This is a genomic window from Telluria sp. Soil_C_11, assembly GCF_057657395.1.
Window position 1 is genome coordinate 281,382 of record NZ_JBDGIN010000003.1, and the last position, 16,918, is coordinate 298,299.

Below are 16,918 nucleotides of genomic sequence, written 5' to 3' on the forward strand. Positions count from 1 at the left end.
GCGGCGCCTTAGAAGGAGAAATTGGAAAGGACATCGGGCATGCCGCCGGCGACGGCTACGGCCTCGTCTGCGGCCAGTTTGGCGGCGTCCCAGATCTCGAAATGGGTTCCCATCCCGAGCATCATCACTTCCTTCTCCAGTCCCACTGCGCTGCGCAGTTCGGGTGAAATGAGCACCCGGCCCGATCCGTCCAACTCGACATCGCAGGCGTTACCCAGGAAAATGCGTTGCCACGCCCTGGCGGACATCGGCCAGGCGGCGATCTGTTCGCGATGTTCTTCCCACACCGGGCGCGGGAAGAACAATAGGCAACCATGCGGGTGTTTCGTGAGCGTCATACGGCCTTCACACTGCTGCAACAAGGCGTCACGGTGCTTGGCCGGTATTGACATCCGGCCCTTCGCATCGAGATTGATCGCTGACGCGCCCTGAAACACGTATATACCTAGTTTTGGAGAGTTATCAGTTTGTTAGTTTTAGGCGCCGGGAGATCCTGATTTCTCCCACAAAACTGCACTTTTTGCCACCGTTTCCCACTTTAGAGGAAGCGTTGTCCTTGGTCAAGCGAATTCACGTTTGGAAAAAAGAGAAATTGCCAATGAAACCAATGACTTAGCGAACTTCCCTGAAGCTGGCTCAAGTAAAAATGTTGAGCAAAATTAGATACTTAGCTAATAGTGTGCATGTGCAAGCTCATGTATACACATGGGTTTTACGTTTGATCGTCCGCAACTTTTTACTGGCGGTAGGTCGGGCCGGCGCGACAGGTTTCACCCCCTTTGCATGGCACGGTACGCTGAGAAATTGCAGATCGATGCAGGGCGAGTTAGGATGAAACCGAGGCGATAACCCAGCAGGGCTCGGCGCCTGGTAAGTGAGCACCTGCTAACTCATCTGCCCTGGAGAACGTCGTGAGCATCACACTTGCCCGGACCCGCACCGTCTACGACCTTCATGAGGTCCAGGGTGCGCTCGACCGTAGCCGCGGACGTTCGCCCGAACTCGACGCGTTCTACGAACGCATGCTCGAGACCGGCGCCGAACGTTTCGTCACCACCCCCTCTTCCCTCGACGCCCTCGACCCGCTGTTCGAGGAATGCCCGAACTTCGACGAAGTGCTGGACGACCTGGCGCGCTATTTGCGCCTGGCCCACGCCGGCGACAAAGGGTTCAACGTCATGCCCATCCTCTTGTTAGGAGGACCGGGCGTCGGCAAGACCCATTTCGCCAAACGCCTCGCGAAAGTCATGCAGACCGATTGCGAACTGATCAGCATGAACGCGCTGTCGGCCGGCTTCGTCATCACCGGCAGCTCGGCCAGCTGGCGCGGCGCCAAGTGCGGCAAGGTCGCCGAACGCCTGGTGCGCGGGCAGTTCGCGAATCCGGTGATCGTGCTGGATGAAGTGGAGAAGGCTTCGGGGTCCTCGCAATCCGATCCGCTGGCCGCCCTGTATCAGTTACTGGAGCCGGAGACGGCCTGCGCTTTCCGCGACGAGTTCATCGACGTGGATATCGACGCCTCGCAGATCTTCTGGGTGCTGACCGCGAATTCGACTGAGGGTATCCCGCATCCGCTGCTGAACCGCATGGCCGTGTACGAAGTGCCGGCGCCGACGCCCGAGCAGGCGGCCGGGATTGCGCAGCGCATGTATGCGGGGCTGCTGCGCGAACTGAACTTAAGTGGATTCGATCCGCGGCTGGGGGATGTGGTGCTGGACAAGCTGGCGGGGGTGTCGCCGCGCGACCTGCGCAAGACCTTGCTGGATGGGCTGGGGTATGCGGTGGCGGATGGGCGGGAGCATGTGATTGCTGCCGACATTCGGGTCAAGGTGGTGCCGGGTAAGGGGCGGATTGGGTTTTAATCGAACTTCATTAAGCGATCCCATATCCTTTCATCGAAAACGGCTTTTGTTGATAGAAATACACTTCTAAACGCACACGCGGAAACTCCTGGTGTCAGATCAGTGCTGAGCTCATTTTCGAATGTTTATACTGCCCCGACCCAGGTTCAGACGGGTGATCACTTCCTATTCTCTTTATGTCTAGCTAAAATCTGATCGCTTATTGCAGTAAGGTCACCACCCGAACACTCTTCATCGCCACAAGGGCGGATCAGGCGAAGGCCTTGTAGTATGGCCCATTCCAAGGGGTCGCCAGAATAGGCAGGAAAAAGGACGGTTAAATCACAAGTGCCATTTGATTTCAATCTGAGCCGAGCCTGATCCCAGCTTCTTCCATCCCACTTATATCCGTGTTGAAATTCTACGAGCGACTGAATGTCCGATTTGCTGCCACCGCACCCATTTGGTTCAAGTATGATGAGTTTCGATTCAGGTCTAAGCTTTCCTCGCAAGGTCCAAACACGGTCATGAACGGAATCCTGCGCCAACCGGCGATCAATCTCGTGTGCTCCGTCAGTGATGCACCAGGCTCCAAGCCGGAGTTCGCAATCGATGGAAGGTGCGGCATATGCCGAAAGATTAGCAGCTCCCCACAAAAAAACCGTAAGAATTAGAACCGCAGAAATTTTCCCTATTCCCATTAACAACCTCCATTTGCGGCACTTACACCAGGGGCGCAAGTGTTAAGGAAGCGCTGAACAATTCATTTTCGCGCGCGAAAGTCAGTCCGATACGCGGGTGAGTTTCGCGCGCCGTAGTTTCTGATCGAATCTGGCGCTCTAGGGTCCCGGATCGGCCGTTCCGGGCGAAATTTGCGGCCGATTTTCGACCTCAGGACGCAACTTGGGCGTGCGCTGGTCCAAGGGACCTGCGAGCCAGGACCAGATTGGCGAAGCCGAACAGCGTCAACAACTGGGCGTTGTTCTTTGCCAGGCCGCGATAACGCGCCTTGCGATGCTTGAACAGGCACTTGACGACATGGAAGCAATGTTCGACTTTCGCACGCACGCTGGCCTTGGTTTCTCCAGCTTTTCCCGGGCGCGCCCCAGCGGATTCTTTTTGAGCGTCTTGCGCGCGCTCGGGCGCATCGCGACGTGCCAGTCGATTTCCTTGTCCGCGTTTTCCGGGCGCTTGCCCACACCCTGGTAGCCAGCGTCGCCCAACACGGCCTTTTCGCCACCGTGCAGCAGCGCATGGGTCTGGGTCACGTCGGCCACATTGCCAGCCGTGCCAACGACCGAGTGCACCAGGCCCGTAGCCATATCGACGCCCACGTGCGCCTTCATGCCGAAGTGCCAGTCGTTCCCTTTCTTCGACTGGTGCATCTCGGGATCGCGTTTCTTGTCGCCGTTCTTTGTCGACGGCGGCGCCGCAATCAGGGTCGCATCGACGATCGTCCCCTCGCGCATGACCAGGCCTTTGCTGGCCAGATGCACGTTGATTTCATCGAAGATCCGGCGCGTCAGGTTGTGCTTCTCCAGCAGCCAACGGAATTTCAGCAGCGTCGTCGCATCCGGCGCCGATTCATGCGTGAGATCGATGCCGACGAAGCCTCGAATGGACTGACTGTCGTAGATCGCATCTTCGATGCCCTCGTCCGACAAACCAAAGCACTGCTGGGCAATGTACATGCGCAACATGCGCTCCAGGCCTATCGGCGGACGGCCTCGGCCATCGCCCTTCGGGTAATACGGCAGCAACGCGGCGACCAGCGCCGGCCACGGGGTCGCGGCCTCGATCTCGGCCAGGAAACGCTCGCGTCGCGTCCGCTTTTTCTTGCTGGCGAACTCCGCGTCGGAAAAGCTCGTTTGCTTCATTGGGTGGTCAGAATGATGGGATGCGTCATTGTGCCAGTTGCACGTCGCGCCGGGGGCTCGGCGATTAAATCAGCGCTTCCCTAGAGGGTTTTGTTAGGCGTTCTTAAGCACAAAAACTAACAATGACCTGATGAACACTTCATCAACGTTTCTCGTCATTTTTATTTAACTTTCTTGTCCCACAATACACCCAGAGCGATAAAAACGAAAGCGCATATAAAGTAGAAAGCCACAAAACCATAAAAAGGCCCTGGTTGTACCCCAACCTCGTAGACAGATCTTCCCGCACCACGAGATTCAACGACGACCTCCCCAATTACTAACGCGTAAGTCGCATAGGCTCCGGTTGCAAGGCCACCAAAAATACTGAGCCACGGAGTAATTCTTGCAAATAGATCAAACATAAACTTTTAATGCCATAAGATTAGAGCCCCGCTTTTTGCTCAATAAATTTTTGTGTTGCGCCAATTGATACATCGGATACATTCTTGCCAAGAGCTTGCCCGGTGGACTCGCCCATCATCACATGAGCGCCGAAGTTCGTAGACGATCTCGTCGTCTCGGCAACATGGCTTGCCACCCCTCCACTATTGGCAAGGCGGCCAACTGCACCTGCGGCAGCGTTATCAACCTTAGCGCCAACAGCGGCCCCGACGGCTCCGCCAATTGCACCTGATACTATCTTGGCGCCACTAACTTTATTCCCGTTCACGGCATCAGTCGCAGCAGAGCTCGTCCCTCCAAGCAAGCCGCCAGTAGCAGCCGTTCTAACGACGGCCTGTGTTGCCGAGATCGTGCCCTGAATCGCCTGCTGAGCGAACCTAGCACCCGCCATACCTGTAATCGCCGCCCCCGCGCCACTGATAAGTGCACCTTTGTAGTCAATATCACGCCAAGCTTTGTGCTCCACAGTGTGCTGCAGCCCTACGTCAATTACAGCGCCAATCGCGACCGCCACAGCGATTTGAATCCATCGCCCATCCGGGTCGATATATCTGTAGGGATTATTACTAGCATAGACGTAACGATTAAAAGCATTCGCATTGTTTGCATCCGTCACCACCGGATCAATGCTCAAGAATCGTCCACCCGACATGCGCTTGTCGTAGACGAGCCGATTTTCCCTAGTCCGCTCAAGGACTTGGCGCAGGATTTTGCTGGCGGATTGTGCGTAAAGAGCGAATTTTCCCTAGACGCGATTTTGGCTCGCGCGCACGCGCGAGGCAAGCTGTTTGTTTGCCTGTTTGTTAATGTATGAGGTATTCTGATTTTTTCGGACACTCTTGTTTGGTAAAGTTCACCAACAGGAGCCTTTATGAAGACATTGAAGAAGACGTATAGCCCGGAACTCAAAGAAGAAGCCGTGAAACTGGTGCTGGTGCAGGGCCTGTCCATTGAGCAGGTGGCAGCACGGGTGAGCATCCCAAAAGGGACGCTGGCCAACTGGGTAGTTGCAGCCAAACGCGGGCCAGCTGGAGCAGCAGCACCTGGAAGCCGCTCCGTGGCCGAACTGGAGGCAGAGAACGCAAAGCTGCGCAAGCAGCTAGCCCAGGCAGAAATGGAGCGGGACATCGTAAAAAAAGCGGCGGCGTACTTTGCGCAGGAGTCGCTGCCAAGTACGCGTGGATAAAGACGATGCGAATCGACTTCCCTGACTATCCTGTCAAGCTGATGTGCCAGGTGTTGAACGTCTCGCGCAGCGGCTACTACGACTCGCTGCGGGCCAAGCCATCGACACGCAAGCAGGACGACGCTCGGCTGAAAGTCTTGATCACTGCAGTGCATCGGCAGACCCGGGAGACCTACGGGGTGCCTCGGATAAAGCGCGAGCTTGCTGCGCAGGGCCATGAGGTTGGTCGCGATCGTGTTCGCCGGCTGCGCCAGGAGCTGAATCTGCGCTGCAAGCAGCGGCGCAAGTTCATCGCCACGACCAATTCGAACCACAACCTTCCGGTAGCTGAAAACCTGCTGGAACAGCGGTTTGCGCCGAGCCGGCCTAACGAGGTGTGGGTGACGGACATAACCTATGTGCCCACCGCCGAAGGCTGGCTGTACCTGGCTGGCGTGAAGGACGTTTTCACCTGCGAGATCGTCGGCTACGCGATGGGCGAGCGCATGACGCAGGAACTGACAACGCAGACCTTGTGGCGCGCCGTGAGCCACAAACGGCCAGTGCCAGGGCTGATCCATCATTCAGACCGCGGAAGCCAAGGCGGATTCAACCGGTCGTCGCAACACCTTAAATCAAGGAGGTGTTTATGGGACGACCAGCGGGGTGGATGCAAAAGTTAACAGGACGAAGCACGATGCGCTCGCCAGGTGCGCCGTCGCATCGCCGGGAAATCGAGCGACGATTCTGGGAGCAAATAGCAACGGGCATCACAAGTGAAAAGGCTGCTGAGGCGGTTGGGGTATCGCAGGCAGTTGGGACTCGCTGGTTTCGTCATAATGGTGGCATGCCACTTTCTTTGTTGAGCCCAATATCTAAAAGGTACTTGTCTTTCGCGGAGCGAGAAGAGATTGGTCTTCTTTCGTGTCAGGGCGTCGGAGTCCGAGAGATTGCTCGCCGTATCGGACGCAACGCATCAACGGTTTCCCGTGAACTGACACGTAACGCCGCCACGCGCTGCGGCCGACTTGAGTATCGAGCTTCGGTTGCGCAGTGGAAGGCGGAACTGGTTGCTAGAAGACCCAAGCCTTCGAAACTGGTGACTAATCAACGGTTGCACGACTATGTTCAAGACCGCCTGGAGGGCAAGGTTCGCGACGCTGATGGCCGTGACATTTCCGGGCCTCGGTCAGCGCCGTTCATAGGTAGAAACAAGCCGCATCGCGGCGACCGTAAATGGGTCACTAGTTGGTCGCCTGAACAGATTTCCAACCGCCTGCAGGTTGACTTTCCGGATGACGAATCCATGCGCATCTCTCACGAAGCCATCTACCAAGCACTCTATATCCAAGGACGAGGAGCTCTTAAGCGCGAGCTGGTTAGCTGTCTGCGCACTGGGCGGGCGTTGCGCGTGCCGAGGGCAAGGGCACAAGCCAAAGCCTGGGCACACGTTAGCGAGGATGTGATGATCTCCAACCGACCTGCAGAAGCCGAAGATCGTGCTGTGCCGGGACATTGGGAGGGCGACTTGATTATCGGCCTGAATCGGTCCGCAATCGGAACGCTGGTCGAGCGATCAAGCCGATTTACCATGCTTGTCCACCTGCCTCGCGAGGAAGGCTACGGTTTGATACCTAGGACAAAGAATGGCCCTGCACTGGCTGGCTACGGAGCTGTCACAATGGCCAACGCACTCAATAATACCGTGGCTGACATGCCTGCCCTTTTGTGGCAGTCATTGACTTGGGATCGTGGCAAAGAACTGTCTGATCACGCCCGCTTCACGGTCGAGTCCGGGGTGAAGGTATTCTTCGCCGATCCGCACAGTCCATGGCAACGCGGCACAAACGAAAACACGAACGGCCTATTGCGGCAGTACTTTCCAAAGGGCACTGACTTGTCTCGGTGGAGCGCCCGAGAGCTCCACGCCGTTGCCAATACCCTAAATTCCAGGCCCCGTAAAACGCTTTGTTGGAAGACGCCGGCCGAAGCACTGGACGAGTACCTAAAATCTGTACAACAATCTAGTGTTGCGACGACCGGTTGAATCCGCCCAATATTGCGCCCATGCCTACCAAGAGCTGGTGGCGCAGTTCGGCATGCGCGCGTCGATGTCGCGCCGAGGGCACTGCTATGACAACGCGCCGATGGAGAGCTTCTGGGGCACGCTGAAGAATGAGCTTGTCCATCATCGCCGTTATGCCACTCGTGCCGAGGCAAAGGCCTCGATCCAGGAATACATTGAGATTTTCTACAACTGACAGCGGCGCCATTCCCGCATCGGCTTTGTTCCGCCAGCGTTGTTCGCCGAATCCTTCAGCGAACAGCCGCAGGCGGCTTAAGACAAGCGTGTCCGTTATTGACAGTACACCTCATTCGTCACTTCGCCCGTCTCTGGGTCGACCCAATGCATCTGGAACACGCTCTTGGCCAGGTCCACGCCGTAGACAATCGGTGCATTGCTCATGATTCGCTCCTCACTTCAGACTGGTTTCTGACCAGTTCACTGGCAGAGCAATGACTCTGGTCCAAGGAGCCTCGATTGTCCCCTTGCGTAGCTTACGGCGGCGCTTTGATTTGAACAGGAGGGAGGCGTCCATTCCATTTCTCTCAAGAGTTGGAGCCTCCATCAAATCCGGGGCGGTTCAGAGTGGGCGTTGTAGTAGGCATCGCAGTGAATGCGTCCTGTATGGTGAGCCGATGTGCCTTCGCGTTTCTGTTTTCAATTCAAAACCCTCCTGAAGAGCACAGACACGGTAGCGTAGACCCTACATCAAGTAAATTATCCTGGCCAAATACGTTTTTTTTAAGGTCCCCATCAATTGCAATATTAGCCAGATTCGGCGGGATTTCCGTAATTTTAATAGGCCGCAGGGGGATTGCAACTAAATCATATCCAGGCTTTACCTCTGACCTGCCACGATGCGCATTCTGCCAGTCATATATAAACAACCCTCGTTCGGCCAACGCTATGAAACTTTCCGGCGACGGAATCTTTGCCACCAGGTCAACTTGTGTAACTACAGGCAACTCTAGCAACTTAGATTCGATCTCAAATATCGGCATTTCGTTTTTGAGAATTCTCTCTGGAATAGGTCCAACACCGGCTGTAATGAAAGCAGCTATGTGACCGAGAGAGTCAACGGCTAGCCATACACAGTCCATTTGCTCTGGATACTCTTGCATAACAATCCCTTTTATTGCTGGTCAGTCTTGAATTTTGTAGTTCCCTTCGGAAAGGGCTCCCTACCATACGTGTTCTCGCACCGCTCGCACACTGGCACTTGCTGGCCTGTACGAGGTCGAACTGCCTCAGTAAATTTAACATCCTCTTTTTTACCTCCAAGCGCGGAAACAACATGGTCTTCTGCACATTTACCGCCGCCGCAAGCTCGTGCCGCAACTTCGCCAGTCTTAGTGTTCACGCCTGCCGTCACTGTTGCGGGCGCTTTGGATCCAGCCGGCTTAAGTTCAGCTGCGAGCTGGTCGCGGGCAATTCTAGCCTCTCCTATGCCGCTTGGCCGGACACTTAAAAGCCCTAACATAGCGCCATCACCAGCCGCATCAAGGACCCCGCCAATACCACCCCATTTAACTTCGCCGGTTGCGGAATACTGCATCGCCGCATTCAATCCCCCGCTGATCACGGCTCCAGTAGCCATGGGTACAGCAAACAACAACAACAGCGGATTACGACCATCTGGATCAACGTATTTGTATGGGCTATTGCTCGCATACGCGTACCGATTGAAGCTGCCACCGGTGTTGGCATCCGTGGTAACCGGATCAATGCTCAAGAACCGCCCCGCCACCGGATCATAGAACCGCTGCTGCATATCCACCAACCCCAGGTTCGCAGCGTTCAAATGCCCCGTGAACCCGATCGTCGGCTCGGTTCCCGCAGCGGTCGCACCATACGGCTCATAACGCGTACGGCTGATCAGGCCTGCGGTGGAACTGGTCTTCGCCACCGGGCTTCCCAGCCCGTCCGTGTGATCGTACACCACCCCACCGCCATTGACCTCGGCGACGACATGCCTGTTCAGATAGACATACTTCGTGCCCGACGCCAGCGCCTGCCCGGTCGTGGTTTCGTACAGCAGCTTCCCTTCCTGGCCGTACACGTAGATGTGATTGACGCCATCGGTGCCCACGACGCTGGTGCGCCGCCCCAGACCATCGTACGCGTGGGTCGTTATCCCGGGCGCGCTCCTCATCCGGTTACCGATGTCGAAGCTGTAGCTTTGTCCGCCGCGCAGGATGATATTGCCCTGGCTATCGTACTGGTAGCCCAGGGTATAGCTGCCGGTAATGCTGTCGAGGCGGTTGTTGCTGTAGTTGATGTTGTGGGTTAGCGTACGCGCCGTGGCTCCGGCCGTCACCTGACTGGACGTGAGATTGTCCAGTGCGTCATAGCCGTACCAGGCGTCGCCCCACAGCGCAGGCGCACTGACGCGCTTGAGCCGGTTGAGGCCATCGTACTCCATGGTGCGGGTCGTGACGCCCTCGGCCTGATCGGTGATCGAGGCGACGTTGGCGTTGTTATTGTAGGTGTACAGGTCCTTGAGTACATAACCGTCTAAGAGCGCCTAACAAAACCTCTCGACATACCGCCAACAGATGAGCGAGCAGGCAAGCGACAGGAACGCTTGGGGCATGTCTGCTCGCCGCTCATGCCGGATGCGCAATCTGCGAAAGCGGTGTAGCTAACCCAAGGTTCGCTCGACGACCCAACGCCACCGCCCAAGCCTTTCGCGCGACTCCACGCCGTAGCGCGCGATACGAGCCGCGATGCCCCGACTGCGCAGCCAAGCCCGATGGGCTCTCGAAGCGTACGCTCGATCGGCATGCAGCTTACCTAGGCGTTTGCGGGCACGGCCTGCCAGCCCCTTAACTGCCGGGATTGACTCTACCAACCGGATGAGGAAACGTGAATCGTGCACCTGCGCGCCCGAGATCTGGGCCACTAGGGGAAGCCCACGCTCATCCACCAGCAAATGGTGTTTGCAGCCGAGTTTGCCGCGATCGGTTGGGTTTCGTCCCGTGTCCTCGCCTCCAGCAGGTGCCGGTACGCTTGCAGCGTCAACGCAAGCTCGATCCCACATAATCTGGTCGTGCTCTCGGAGCCGTCGAAGAATCGCCTCGTGGATACGCTGCCAAACGCCGGCTAGCATCCATTCGTGAAGGCGACGCCAGCATGTCATGCCGCTGCCGCAGCCGAGTTCGCGCGGCAGATACTCCCATGGTATTCCAGTCTTGAGAACAAACAGGATTCCAGTCAGGGCCGCGCGATCATTGATGCGCGGGCGGCCGCCTTTTGGCAATGGGCTATGGGTTGGAAGATGAGCTGCTATAAGGGACCACAGGTCTTCGGGAAGAAGTGCGCGGGCCATGGCATCAGTCCGTCTACAAACACGGATGCCATGTTAGTGCTCTGACTGAGCCTGCGTACGTCCGCTATCGACCCATTCCAGACGTTGGCACGTTACTAAGCAAGAGTTTTTTTCAAGTTGTGAATTCTGTTGTCAAGTTCCGCCATGTTTTCGCGTAAGTTTATTTCTTCCGCAGCGGACCTCAACAGACGAAGAAGCGGAAGGCAAGTTGGCTGATCTTCGTAAGTAATCGACTCAAGCCATTCAAACGCCAGTCCAAGTTCATTGGCATCCAAAAACTCATCGAACTGCCGCAGGTCGGTTTCGTTGGCTGCGGCAACGTCCGGCAGGAGTAATGTCTTTGCTGTCGCCAACAGGCGTTCCGTTCTTTGCCAAGAGGCTTGATAATCCGACATTTTTCAGCTAGGTGTGGTCAAAGGTAAACGTCCGCTCGTGGCCGATAGCGGACGGTCGGCACGACTCAGTGTACCCGGCTGTTGCCCTTGGAGCAACTACAGGGTTTTGTTAGGCGTACTTAACCTATCCCTGCGCTAGCTGAGGTTTTGACCGTGATGAATCAAATTGCATGACGCCCTCTTAGTCCTTTCTCAGGAGATAGCTGCTTGCCCCTTCATGCCTGCAAACGAACTCGACACCGTCTGCCACATACACGTCATTCTTTTTGTAGAACCGAACTCCATCGACCCTACCGTCTATGGCGCTGCAAGGCAGTCGCTGAAATTTCGATATGACATCAACCTCAAGGTGTGCGCGCCTCAGGTCACTTCGAGCGTATTCGAGCGTCACGTTTGCATCGACTACCCTATAGACCAAGTAGGCACACAAGCCGCCGACTGCAAGCAATCCAATGTAGACCCCTCGAACTCTCATTTCTCACCTGCCTTGATAACGTCGTCTCGGACTGTCTTGCAATTGTTGTCAATGATCGAATACTTCTCCCGATTCGGATCGTTGGCTAGCGAGTTAATCGCCCCCTGCACCTTGGACGCGTCCGTACCGAATGAAGATGACCGAAGGAACAGCTTCGAATCAGGTTTTCTCTCTTGCATGATTGCCTCCCTGCAATGTTTTATGCAGACAATCATACATATAAGAAATAAAAAATATGCGCAAATTGTCACGAATTTGATTTGCTGTGCATGGATTGTATTTTTTCATATTGGAGATCTCGACTTTCCTGAGAAATTATCGCTCAACGAGTGACAGCGCTGGCAGACGAAAGAACTCCCTAACGGACGTCTGCATGCCGCTCATGATCGATTCGCAGTTTGCGGAAGCGTCGAAGCGATACAAGGGTGGCTCAATTACCAGCGCCATCGGCCGAACATCGAGCGCAAGTCGCGGCTCGGGACATTGGCGAGAACTTGGGATGAGGTGAAGATGGTGCGCCGCTACCGCCGCGGCTACCTGCTGATGTTCGCGAAAGGAGGGATTCCGATCCCCTTCCGCTGCCTGGACCAGCACCAGCAGGAACGGCTGCGCGCCTACACCGCGGCACGTGGCCACGCCGACAGCGTGATCTGAGATCGTCTTACTTTGACGGCGCCTGCACCGGCGCATCCTGCCCCGGCTGCTTCGGCACATGCACCCAGCGCCCTTCTACCCGTCGGAAGTCGAGCGTATCGAAGTAATGCGCGATGCCGCCGCGTTCGATCGTGACCTGGGCGGTGTCCGCGTTCATGCGGGCGCCGGCGAAACGGCTGTGCGGTTCGCCGTGGGTAGCGACGCAGCCGGCCGCGAAGGGACCGCCGCGGTCCGAGACGTCGGGGCCTATGACCAGGCGGATGTCGGATGGGAGGTCGGCCAGGGAGGCGACTTCGCCCGGCTGCAGTTGCGTGGCCTGCGGCGAGGACACGGCTGCTGCCGGGACGCCGGCACTGCCGGCAATGACGAAGACGAGGAGCATGATCGAGTTCCGGTGGCGCATCGCGATTCCTTCGGGAGTCATGCTGAACATTCTACGCCTCTACCCCAGCTTCTTGTCCTCGCTTTTCGCTTCTTTCATCGCTTCCGGTTCCAGCAGCTCGGCTTCCTTGTTGAAGCGGATGAACAGTCCCCAGCCCGCCAGCAGGATACCGGATGCGACCAGCACCGAGGCTGCATGCGGCAGCAGTTCCGGCTCCTCGTGCAGGGCCTTGAAGGTGCCGACCAGGCCCTCGATCGACAGCGCCACCACCACCACGACCATGAAGCGCGACAGGTAGCGGCGCACGCGCGTCGGTGCGCTGATGTGGGCGTCGCGGATGACCTCCTCTTCGGCAATGGTCTGCGAAATCTGCAGCGAGACCACCGCGATCGCCAGCAGGCCGATCGCCTCGATCGCGCTCTCGGCGCCCGCGGCCAGTTCGGCGCCGATGGCTTTCCAGCCCGTCATCGCGGCCATGATCATCAGCCCGAAGGAGATGGCGACGAACAGCGCGGCCATGACGGCGTGGGCGGCGGAAAAGAAGGCTTTCAAGACGGCTCCTGCGAAATTGGTGTCCGCCGATTGTGCCTTATCCCCCGGCGCCGGCTCGCACGGCAGCCATGCCGGAGCCCGGGCGGCGGACCTCAGTGCTGCCCCGGCTCCGCCCAGCTCTTCGCATGCGCCACCGCCTTCGCCCAGCGCGCCATCGATTCCTCGCGGCGCGCGGCCGGCATCCGCGGTTCGAAGCGGCGCTCGGCCTGCCACTGGGCCGCAATCTCTTCGCGCGATTCCCAGAAGCCGAGCGCCAGCCCGGCCAGGTAGGCGGCGCCCAGCGCGGTCGTCTCCGTGACGCGGGGACGGACGACCGGCACGCCCAGCAGGTCGGCCTGGAACTGCATCAGCATGTCGTTACGCGCCGCGCCGCCGTCCGCGCGCACCTCGTGCACTGCGCAGGCGGCATCCTTCTGCATGGCGGCCAGCAGCTCGGCGCTCTGGTAGGCGATGCTTTCCACCGCGGCGCGGGCGATGTGGGCGGCGCTGGTCCCGCGCGTCATGCCGACGATGGTGCCGCGCGCGTAGGCGTCCCAGTGCGGCGCGCCCAGGCCGACGAAGGCCGGCACCAGCATCACGCCGGCGCTGTCGGGCACGGACAGCGCCAGCGCTTCGACGTCGGCCGACTGCTTGATGATGCCGAGGCCATCGCGCAGCCACTGCACCGTCGCGCCGGCCATGAACACGCTGCCCTCTAATAGATAATCCGTGCGTCCGTCGACGGTCCAGCCGACCGTGGACAGCAGCCGGTTGTGCGACATCGGCGGCGACTCGCCCGCGTGCATCAGCATGAAGCAGCCGGTGCCATAGGTGTTCTTGACCATGCCGCGGCGGTGGCAGGCCTGGCCGAAGGTGGCGGCCTGCTGGTCGCCGGCGATGCCGGCCAACGGGATCGCGCGGCCGAACCATGCTTCCATCGTCGTCGCCACCTGCCCGCTGCTCGGGACGACTTCCGGCAGCATCGACACCGGCACCTCGAACAGCGCCAGCAGCTCTTCGTCCCAGCGCAGGCTGTTGATATTGAAGAGCATGGTGCGCGAGGCGTTGCTCACGTCGGTCACGTGGCGGCCGGTCAGCTTGAAGGCGAGCCAGCTGTCGACGGTGCCGAAGGCGAGCTCGCCCCGTTCCGCGCGGGCGCGGGCGCCCGGCACGTGGGTCAGCAGCCATTGCAGCTTGGTGGCGGAAAAATAGGCGTCGAGTTCCAGCCCGGTCTTGCGCTGGATGAGGGCCGCGTGGCCGCCGGCGCGCAGGACGTCGCACAGTTCCGCCGTGCGCCGGTCCTGCCAGACGATGGCGTGGCACAGCGGCTCGCCCGTGCGGCGGTCCCAGACCACCGTGGTCTCGCGCTGGTTGGCGATGCCGATCGCGGCCACCTGCGCGGCGCCGATGCCGCTGTCGCGCAGTACCTGGCGCGCGCAGGCGAGCTGGCTGTTCCAGATGTCGAGCGGATCGTGCTCGACCCAGCCGGGCTGGGGGAAGTATTGCGGATATTCCTGCTGGGCGGTGGCGGCGACCTGGCCCTCGCGGTCGAACAGGATGGCGCGCGAACTGGTGGTGCCCTGGTCGAGGGCGAGGATATAGGTCGTCATGCGCGGATGTCCTCCGGAGAGGGTAGAGGCCCGATGGCGCAGGCAGTCCGCGGCGCGTCCGTAAATTCGCGGCTGAGCGGGCTGAGATAGGCCAGCGCCAGCAATGCTCCCCAGAGCATTTCACCGGCCTGGCCGAATGCCATTCCCCAAGACGAGGACAGATCCGCGCCCAAGAAGGGATACAGCGAGAACCCGACTACCGTCGACCAGAAGGACACACTGCGGCCCCACGACCTGAAGCGAACCATGCCGACCATCCCGGCGACGATCACTGTCAGATAGGGTATGAACAATGCCAGCATCAGCCACGGATGCTCATCCATCCACGGATTCGGCTCGGTCTCGTAGGCCAGCTTCAAAGCGGGCGACACATTGCCTTCGCCGAGCAGCAGGCTGGTGAGGCTCGTTACCGCATACAGGACAAACAGACCGCGAAACCAGCTGCGGGTCAAGGTCATCGATGAAAGCTCCTATCGACATTCGATGGAAGCAGTGTCCCATAAAGAACAGGGCCGCGACAATGCGCGGCCCTGTGGAATTCAAGTAAAGCAGGCCGATAGGCCGGATTCTGTGTAGTGGTCTCCCTTGCGGGACGCCCCTATGACAGCCATTCCTCTAGGCGCCGAATTACTCCGGCGCTCAAGCTTCCTACCCGCACGCTCCGCGAGCAACCTCAACGCGTGCCTATTTGGAATTGCTCCAGGTGGAGGTTACCGCGTTTCACCGTAACTGAATACGCTCGTCTCTGTGGCCCTATTCCTCGCCTTATACCGGCTTGCGCCGGCTTTCGACGGACGGCCGTTAACCGTCACCCTGCTCTATGGAGTCCGGACCTTCCTCCCGCCGGTATCTTGCGATACCAGCCAGCGGCTGTCTGGCCTGCTTCACGGCATGCATTGTACTCGATAACCCGCCATGGCTACAGCAATCCGCCCTCGATCCAGCGCTGCACCTGCCTGAGCTCAGTCTCGCGGCCGGCTTCATCGAGCGGCTTCGGCAGCAGGATGTCCGGCGCCACGCCGATGGTGTCGATGCGCATGTCCGGCAGGCGGGTGGTGCGGGTGGTGGCGTAGTTGAGCTGGGCGCGGCCGGACGGCAGGACGTGCGGGCGCAGGTTCGAGACGTCGAGCGAGCCGTAGGTCGGGCGGCCGAGCACCTTGACGCGGTAGCTGGTGCGCGCTTCCAGCACGAACTGCTCGCAGCTGCTGCCGCAGCCGTGGTCGGCCAGCACCGCCACCCGCGCCGGCCTTTTTGCTTCCAGCTTCACCTTCTCGTATTCGATGCGGTTGGTCCCCGCCAGCACGAAGCTGCCCGGCGCCGCCGTGCGCATCTTCGCCAGCACGGGCTCCATGTGCCTGTTGCAGCCGTCCGGGTCGCTGGTCCTGGCGCAGATCTCTTCCTGGGCCTTGATGTTGGCCGGCGTGACGAAGTACTCGGTGCGGTAGCCGCGCAAATCGCCGTCCAGCAGCCAGCCCATCAGGGGCTCGTAGGTGCTGTCGGAGCCGCCGCCGTTGCCGCGCACGTCGATGATCCAGTTCTTGTGCGAGGCCAGCGCGGCGCGGTTGTCCGCCACCAGCTTCTTCATGTCGGGCGCGTAGCGGTCATTGAAGGTCGGGATCACGAACAGGATCGTGTTCCGGCCCAGTACCCGCAGGCGCGGCGCATTCGGGTCGGCGGCGGGCTGGGGGTCCAACTGAGCCAACTGAGCCGCTTGGGCCGCCTGCGGGTCGGCCTTGACCTCTTCCCTGGTTTCGTTGCCTGGCGTCGGCGACACCGAGATGTGGCCGGGGCGCCAGGTGCGCGCATAGGCGTGCATCAGCCTGCCGCAGGTCTTCATGTCTTCGGCCACGGCCGCATCCTGGCGCGCCTTGTCGAAGGCCTGGCGGATCGCCGGTCCGTGGTCGGCCAGCGCGTCCGCGGCGCCGGCGTCGTTGGCTTCGATGAAGGCGTTCAGGTCGTCCAGGTCGGCCACGCACTGGGCCGGCGTGTACGGCGTGTCGGCGGCCGATGCGCCGACGGGCAGGACCAGGACCAAAGGCAGGGCAAGCTTGCGCAGGAAGGACATAGGCATGATTTTGTTGATTAAAGGAAAATATTATCTTACGCCGTGTTCGCGATTTCTGTAATTTTGTGTCGCCATTTCAAAAGCCT

General features: G+C 59.0%; 13 protein-coding genes, 1 other RNA gene and 4 pseudogenes. 5 read left to right on the forward strand and 13 right to left on the reverse strand.

Features of this window, described 5'->3' with window-relative positions; all coding sequences use genetic code 11:
* Positions 1 to 8: 8 nt before the first annotated feature.
* The gene (gene mraZ / locus AC3A6M_RS06820) at positions 9 to 437 is read right to left on the reverse strand and encodes a division/cell wall cluster transcriptional repressor MraZ (protein WP_487851976.1); all 429 of its coding nucleotides are present in this window, start codon (positions 435 to 437) and stop codon (positions 9 to 11) included.
* Between the two features lie 474 nt (positions 438 to 911).
* On the opposite strand from mraZ, the gene AC3A6M_RS06825 reads away from it, so the two are divergent.
* Positions 912 to 1,862: an AAA family ATPase gene (locus AC3A6M_RS06825; protein ID WP_487851977.1), complete on the forward strand. Its 951-nt coding sequence runs from the start codon at positions 912 to 914 to the stop codon at positions 1,860 to 1,862.
* An 870-nt stretch (positions 1,863 to 2,732) separates the two neighbouring features.
* Here AC3A6M_RS06825 and AC3A6M_RS06830 read toward each other — a convergent pair.
* Both AC3A6M_RS06830 and AC3A6M_RS06835 read right to left on the reverse strand, forming a co-directional pair.
* Positions 2,733 to 3,640, reverse strand: a pseudogene (locus AC3A6M_RS06830) (IS5 family transposase).
* A 502-nt stretch (positions 3,641 to 4,142) separates the two neighbouring features.
* Complete coding sequence (locus tag AC3A6M_RS06835) at positions 4,143 to 4,796, reverse strand: RHS repeat-associated core domain-containing protein (protein WP_487851978.1); 654 nt, start codon at positions 4,794 to 4,796, stop codon at positions 4,143 to 4,145.
* Positions 4,797 to 5,033: 237 nt separating this feature from the next.
* On the opposite strand from AC3A6M_RS06835, the pseudogene AC3A6M_RS06840 reads away from it, so the two are divergent.
* The 3 genes and pseudogenes from AC3A6M_RS06840 to AC3A6M_RS06850 all read left to right on the forward strand — a co-directional run.
* Positions 5,034 to 5,929, forward strand: a pseudogene (locus AC3A6M_RS06840) (IS3 family transposase); the annotation flags it as partial.
* A gap of 68 nt (positions 5,930 to 5,997) precedes the next feature.
* Positions 5,998 to 7,374: an IS30 family transposase gene (locus AC3A6M_RS06845; protein WP_487851979.1), complete on the forward strand. Its 1,377-nt coding sequence runs from the start codon at positions 5,998 to 6,000 to the stop codon at positions 7,372 to 7,374.
* A 4-nt stretch (positions 7,375 to 7,378) separates the two neighbouring features.
* A pseudogene (locus tag AC3A6M_RS06850) lies at positions 7,379 to 7,669 on the forward strand (integrase core domain-containing protein); the annotation flags it as partial.
* A 385-nt stretch (positions 7,670 to 8,054) separates the two neighbouring features.
* Here the strand turns inward: AC3A6M_RS06850 and AC3A6M_RS06855 are convergent.
* The 4 genes and pseudogenes from AC3A6M_RS06855 to AC3A6M_RS06870 form a co-directional block, all read right to left on the reverse strand.
* Positions 8,055 to 8,513 (reverse strand): hypothetical protein, encoded by a 459-nt coding sequence (locus tag AC3A6M_RS06855; protein WP_487851980.1) that lies wholly within the window; start codon positions 8,511 to 8,513, stop codon positions 8,055 to 8,057.
* Positions 8,514 to 8,524: 11 nt separating this feature from the next.
* Positions 8,525 to 9,814 carry an RHS repeat-associated core domain-containing protein gene (locus AC3A6M_RS06860; RefSeq protein ID WP_487851981.1) on the reverse strand — a complete coding sequence of 430 codons (1,290 nt, stop codon included), beginning with the start codon at positions 9,812 to 9,814 and terminating at the stop codon, positions 8,525 to 8,527.
* 102 nt (positions 9,815 to 9,916) lie between these two features.
* Positions 9,917 to 10,720, reverse strand: a pseudogene (locus tag AC3A6M_RS06865) (IS5 family transposase).
* A 95-nt stretch (positions 10,721 to 10,815) separates the two neighbouring features.
* Entirely contained in the window at positions 10,816 to 11,115 is a 300-nt protein-coding gene (locus tag AC3A6M_RS06870; RefSeq protein ID WP_487851982.1) for a hypothetical protein, read from the reverse strand.
* Between the two features lie 931 nt (positions 11,116 to 12,046).
* Here AC3A6M_RS06870 and AC3A6M_RS06875 point away from each other — a divergent pair.
* Positions 12,047 to 12,244 carry a YcxB family protein gene (locus AC3A6M_RS06875; protein WP_487852185.1) on the forward strand — a complete coding sequence of 66 codons (198 nt, stop codon included), beginning with the start codon at positions 12,047 to 12,049 and terminating at the stop codon, positions 12,242 to 12,244.
* Positions 12,245 to 12,251: 7 nt separating this feature from the next.
* Here the strand turns inward: AC3A6M_RS06875 and AC3A6M_RS06880 are convergent, their stop codons facing one another.
* From AC3A6M_RS06880 to AC3A6M_RS06905, 6 genes are all read right to left on the reverse strand, one after another.
* Complete coding sequence (locus AC3A6M_RS06880; protein WP_487851983.1) at positions 12,252 to 12,668, reverse strand: hypothetical protein; 417 nt, start codon at positions 12,666 to 12,668, stop codon at positions 12,252 to 12,254.
* An 18-nt stretch (positions 12,669 to 12,686) separates the two neighbouring features.
* Positions 12,687 to 13,145, reverse strand: a complete 459-nt coding sequence (locus tag AC3A6M_RS06885) for a hypothetical protein (RefSeq protein WP_487852186.1) — start codon at positions 13,143 to 13,145, stop codon at positions 12,687 to 12,689.
* 125 nt (positions 13,146 to 13,270) lie between these two features.
* Complete coding sequence (gene glpK, locus AC3A6M_RS06890) at positions 13,271 to 14,767, reverse strand: glycerol kinase GlpK (protein WP_487851984.1); 1,497 nt, start codon at positions 14,765 to 14,767, stop codon at positions 13,271 to 13,273.
* Positions 14,764 to 15,225, reverse strand: coding sequence for a hypothetical protein (locus AC3A6M_RS06895; protein ID WP_487851985.1), 462 nt, complete (start codon positions 15,223 to 15,225; stop codon positions 14,764 to 14,766). Before AC3A6M_RS06895 ends, glpK begins: the two co-directional genes overlap by 4 nt.
* Before the next feature lie 83 nt (positions 15,226 to 15,308).
* Positions 15,309 to 15,653: RNase P RNA component class A (rnpB, locus tag AC3A6M_RS06900), an RNA gene on the reverse strand.
* Between the two features lie 33 nt (positions 15,654 to 15,686).
* Positions 15,687 to 16,838: a S41 family peptidase gene (locus AC3A6M_RS06905; RefSeq protein WP_487851986.1), complete on the reverse strand. Its 1,152-nt coding sequence runs from the start codon at positions 16,836 to 16,838 to the stop codon at positions 15,687 to 15,689.
* Positions 16,839 to 16,918: the final 80 nt, after the last annotated feature.

Excerpts from the sequence above, each read along its gene's own strand:
- AC3A6M_RS06845 (WP_487851979.1), top strand. The coding sequence starts at position 5,998 with ATGCAAAAGTTAACAGGACGAAGCACGATGCGCTCGCCAGGTGCGCCG.
- AC3A6M_RS06855 (WP_487851980.1), bottom strand. The coding sequence starts at position 8,513 with ATGCAAGAGTATCCAGAGCAAATGGACTGTGTATGGCTAGCCGTTGAC.
- AC3A6M_RS06860 (WP_487851981.1), bottom strand. The coding sequence starts at position 9,814 with ATGGAGTACGATGGCCTCAACCGGCTCAAGCGCGTCAGTGCGCCTGCG.
- AC3A6M_RS06870 (WP_487851982.1), bottom strand. The coding sequence starts at position 11,115 with ATGTCGGATTATCAAGCCTCTTGGCAAAGAACGGAACGCCTGTTGGCG.
- AC3A6M_RS06880 (WP_487851983.1), bottom strand. The coding sequence starts at position 12,668 with ATGACTCCCGAAGGAATCGCGATGCGCCACCGGAACTCGATCATGCTC.
- AC3A6M_RS06885 (WP_487852186.1), bottom strand. The coding sequence starts at position 13,145 with ATGGCCGCGCTGTTCGTCGCCATCTCCTTCGGGCTGATGATCATGGCC.
- glpK (WP_487851984.1), bottom strand. The coding sequence starts at position 14,767 with ATGACGACCTATATCCTCGCCCTCGACCAGGGCACCACCAGTTCGCGC.
- AC3A6M_RS06895 (WP_487851985.1), bottom strand. The coding sequence starts at position 15,225 with ATGACCTTGACCCGCAGCTGGTTTCGCGGTCTGTTTGTCCTGTATGCG.
- AC3A6M_RS06905 (WP_487851986.1), bottom strand. The coding sequence starts at position 16,838 with ATGCCTATGTCCTTCCTGCGCAAGCTTGCCCTGCCTTTGGTCCTGGTC.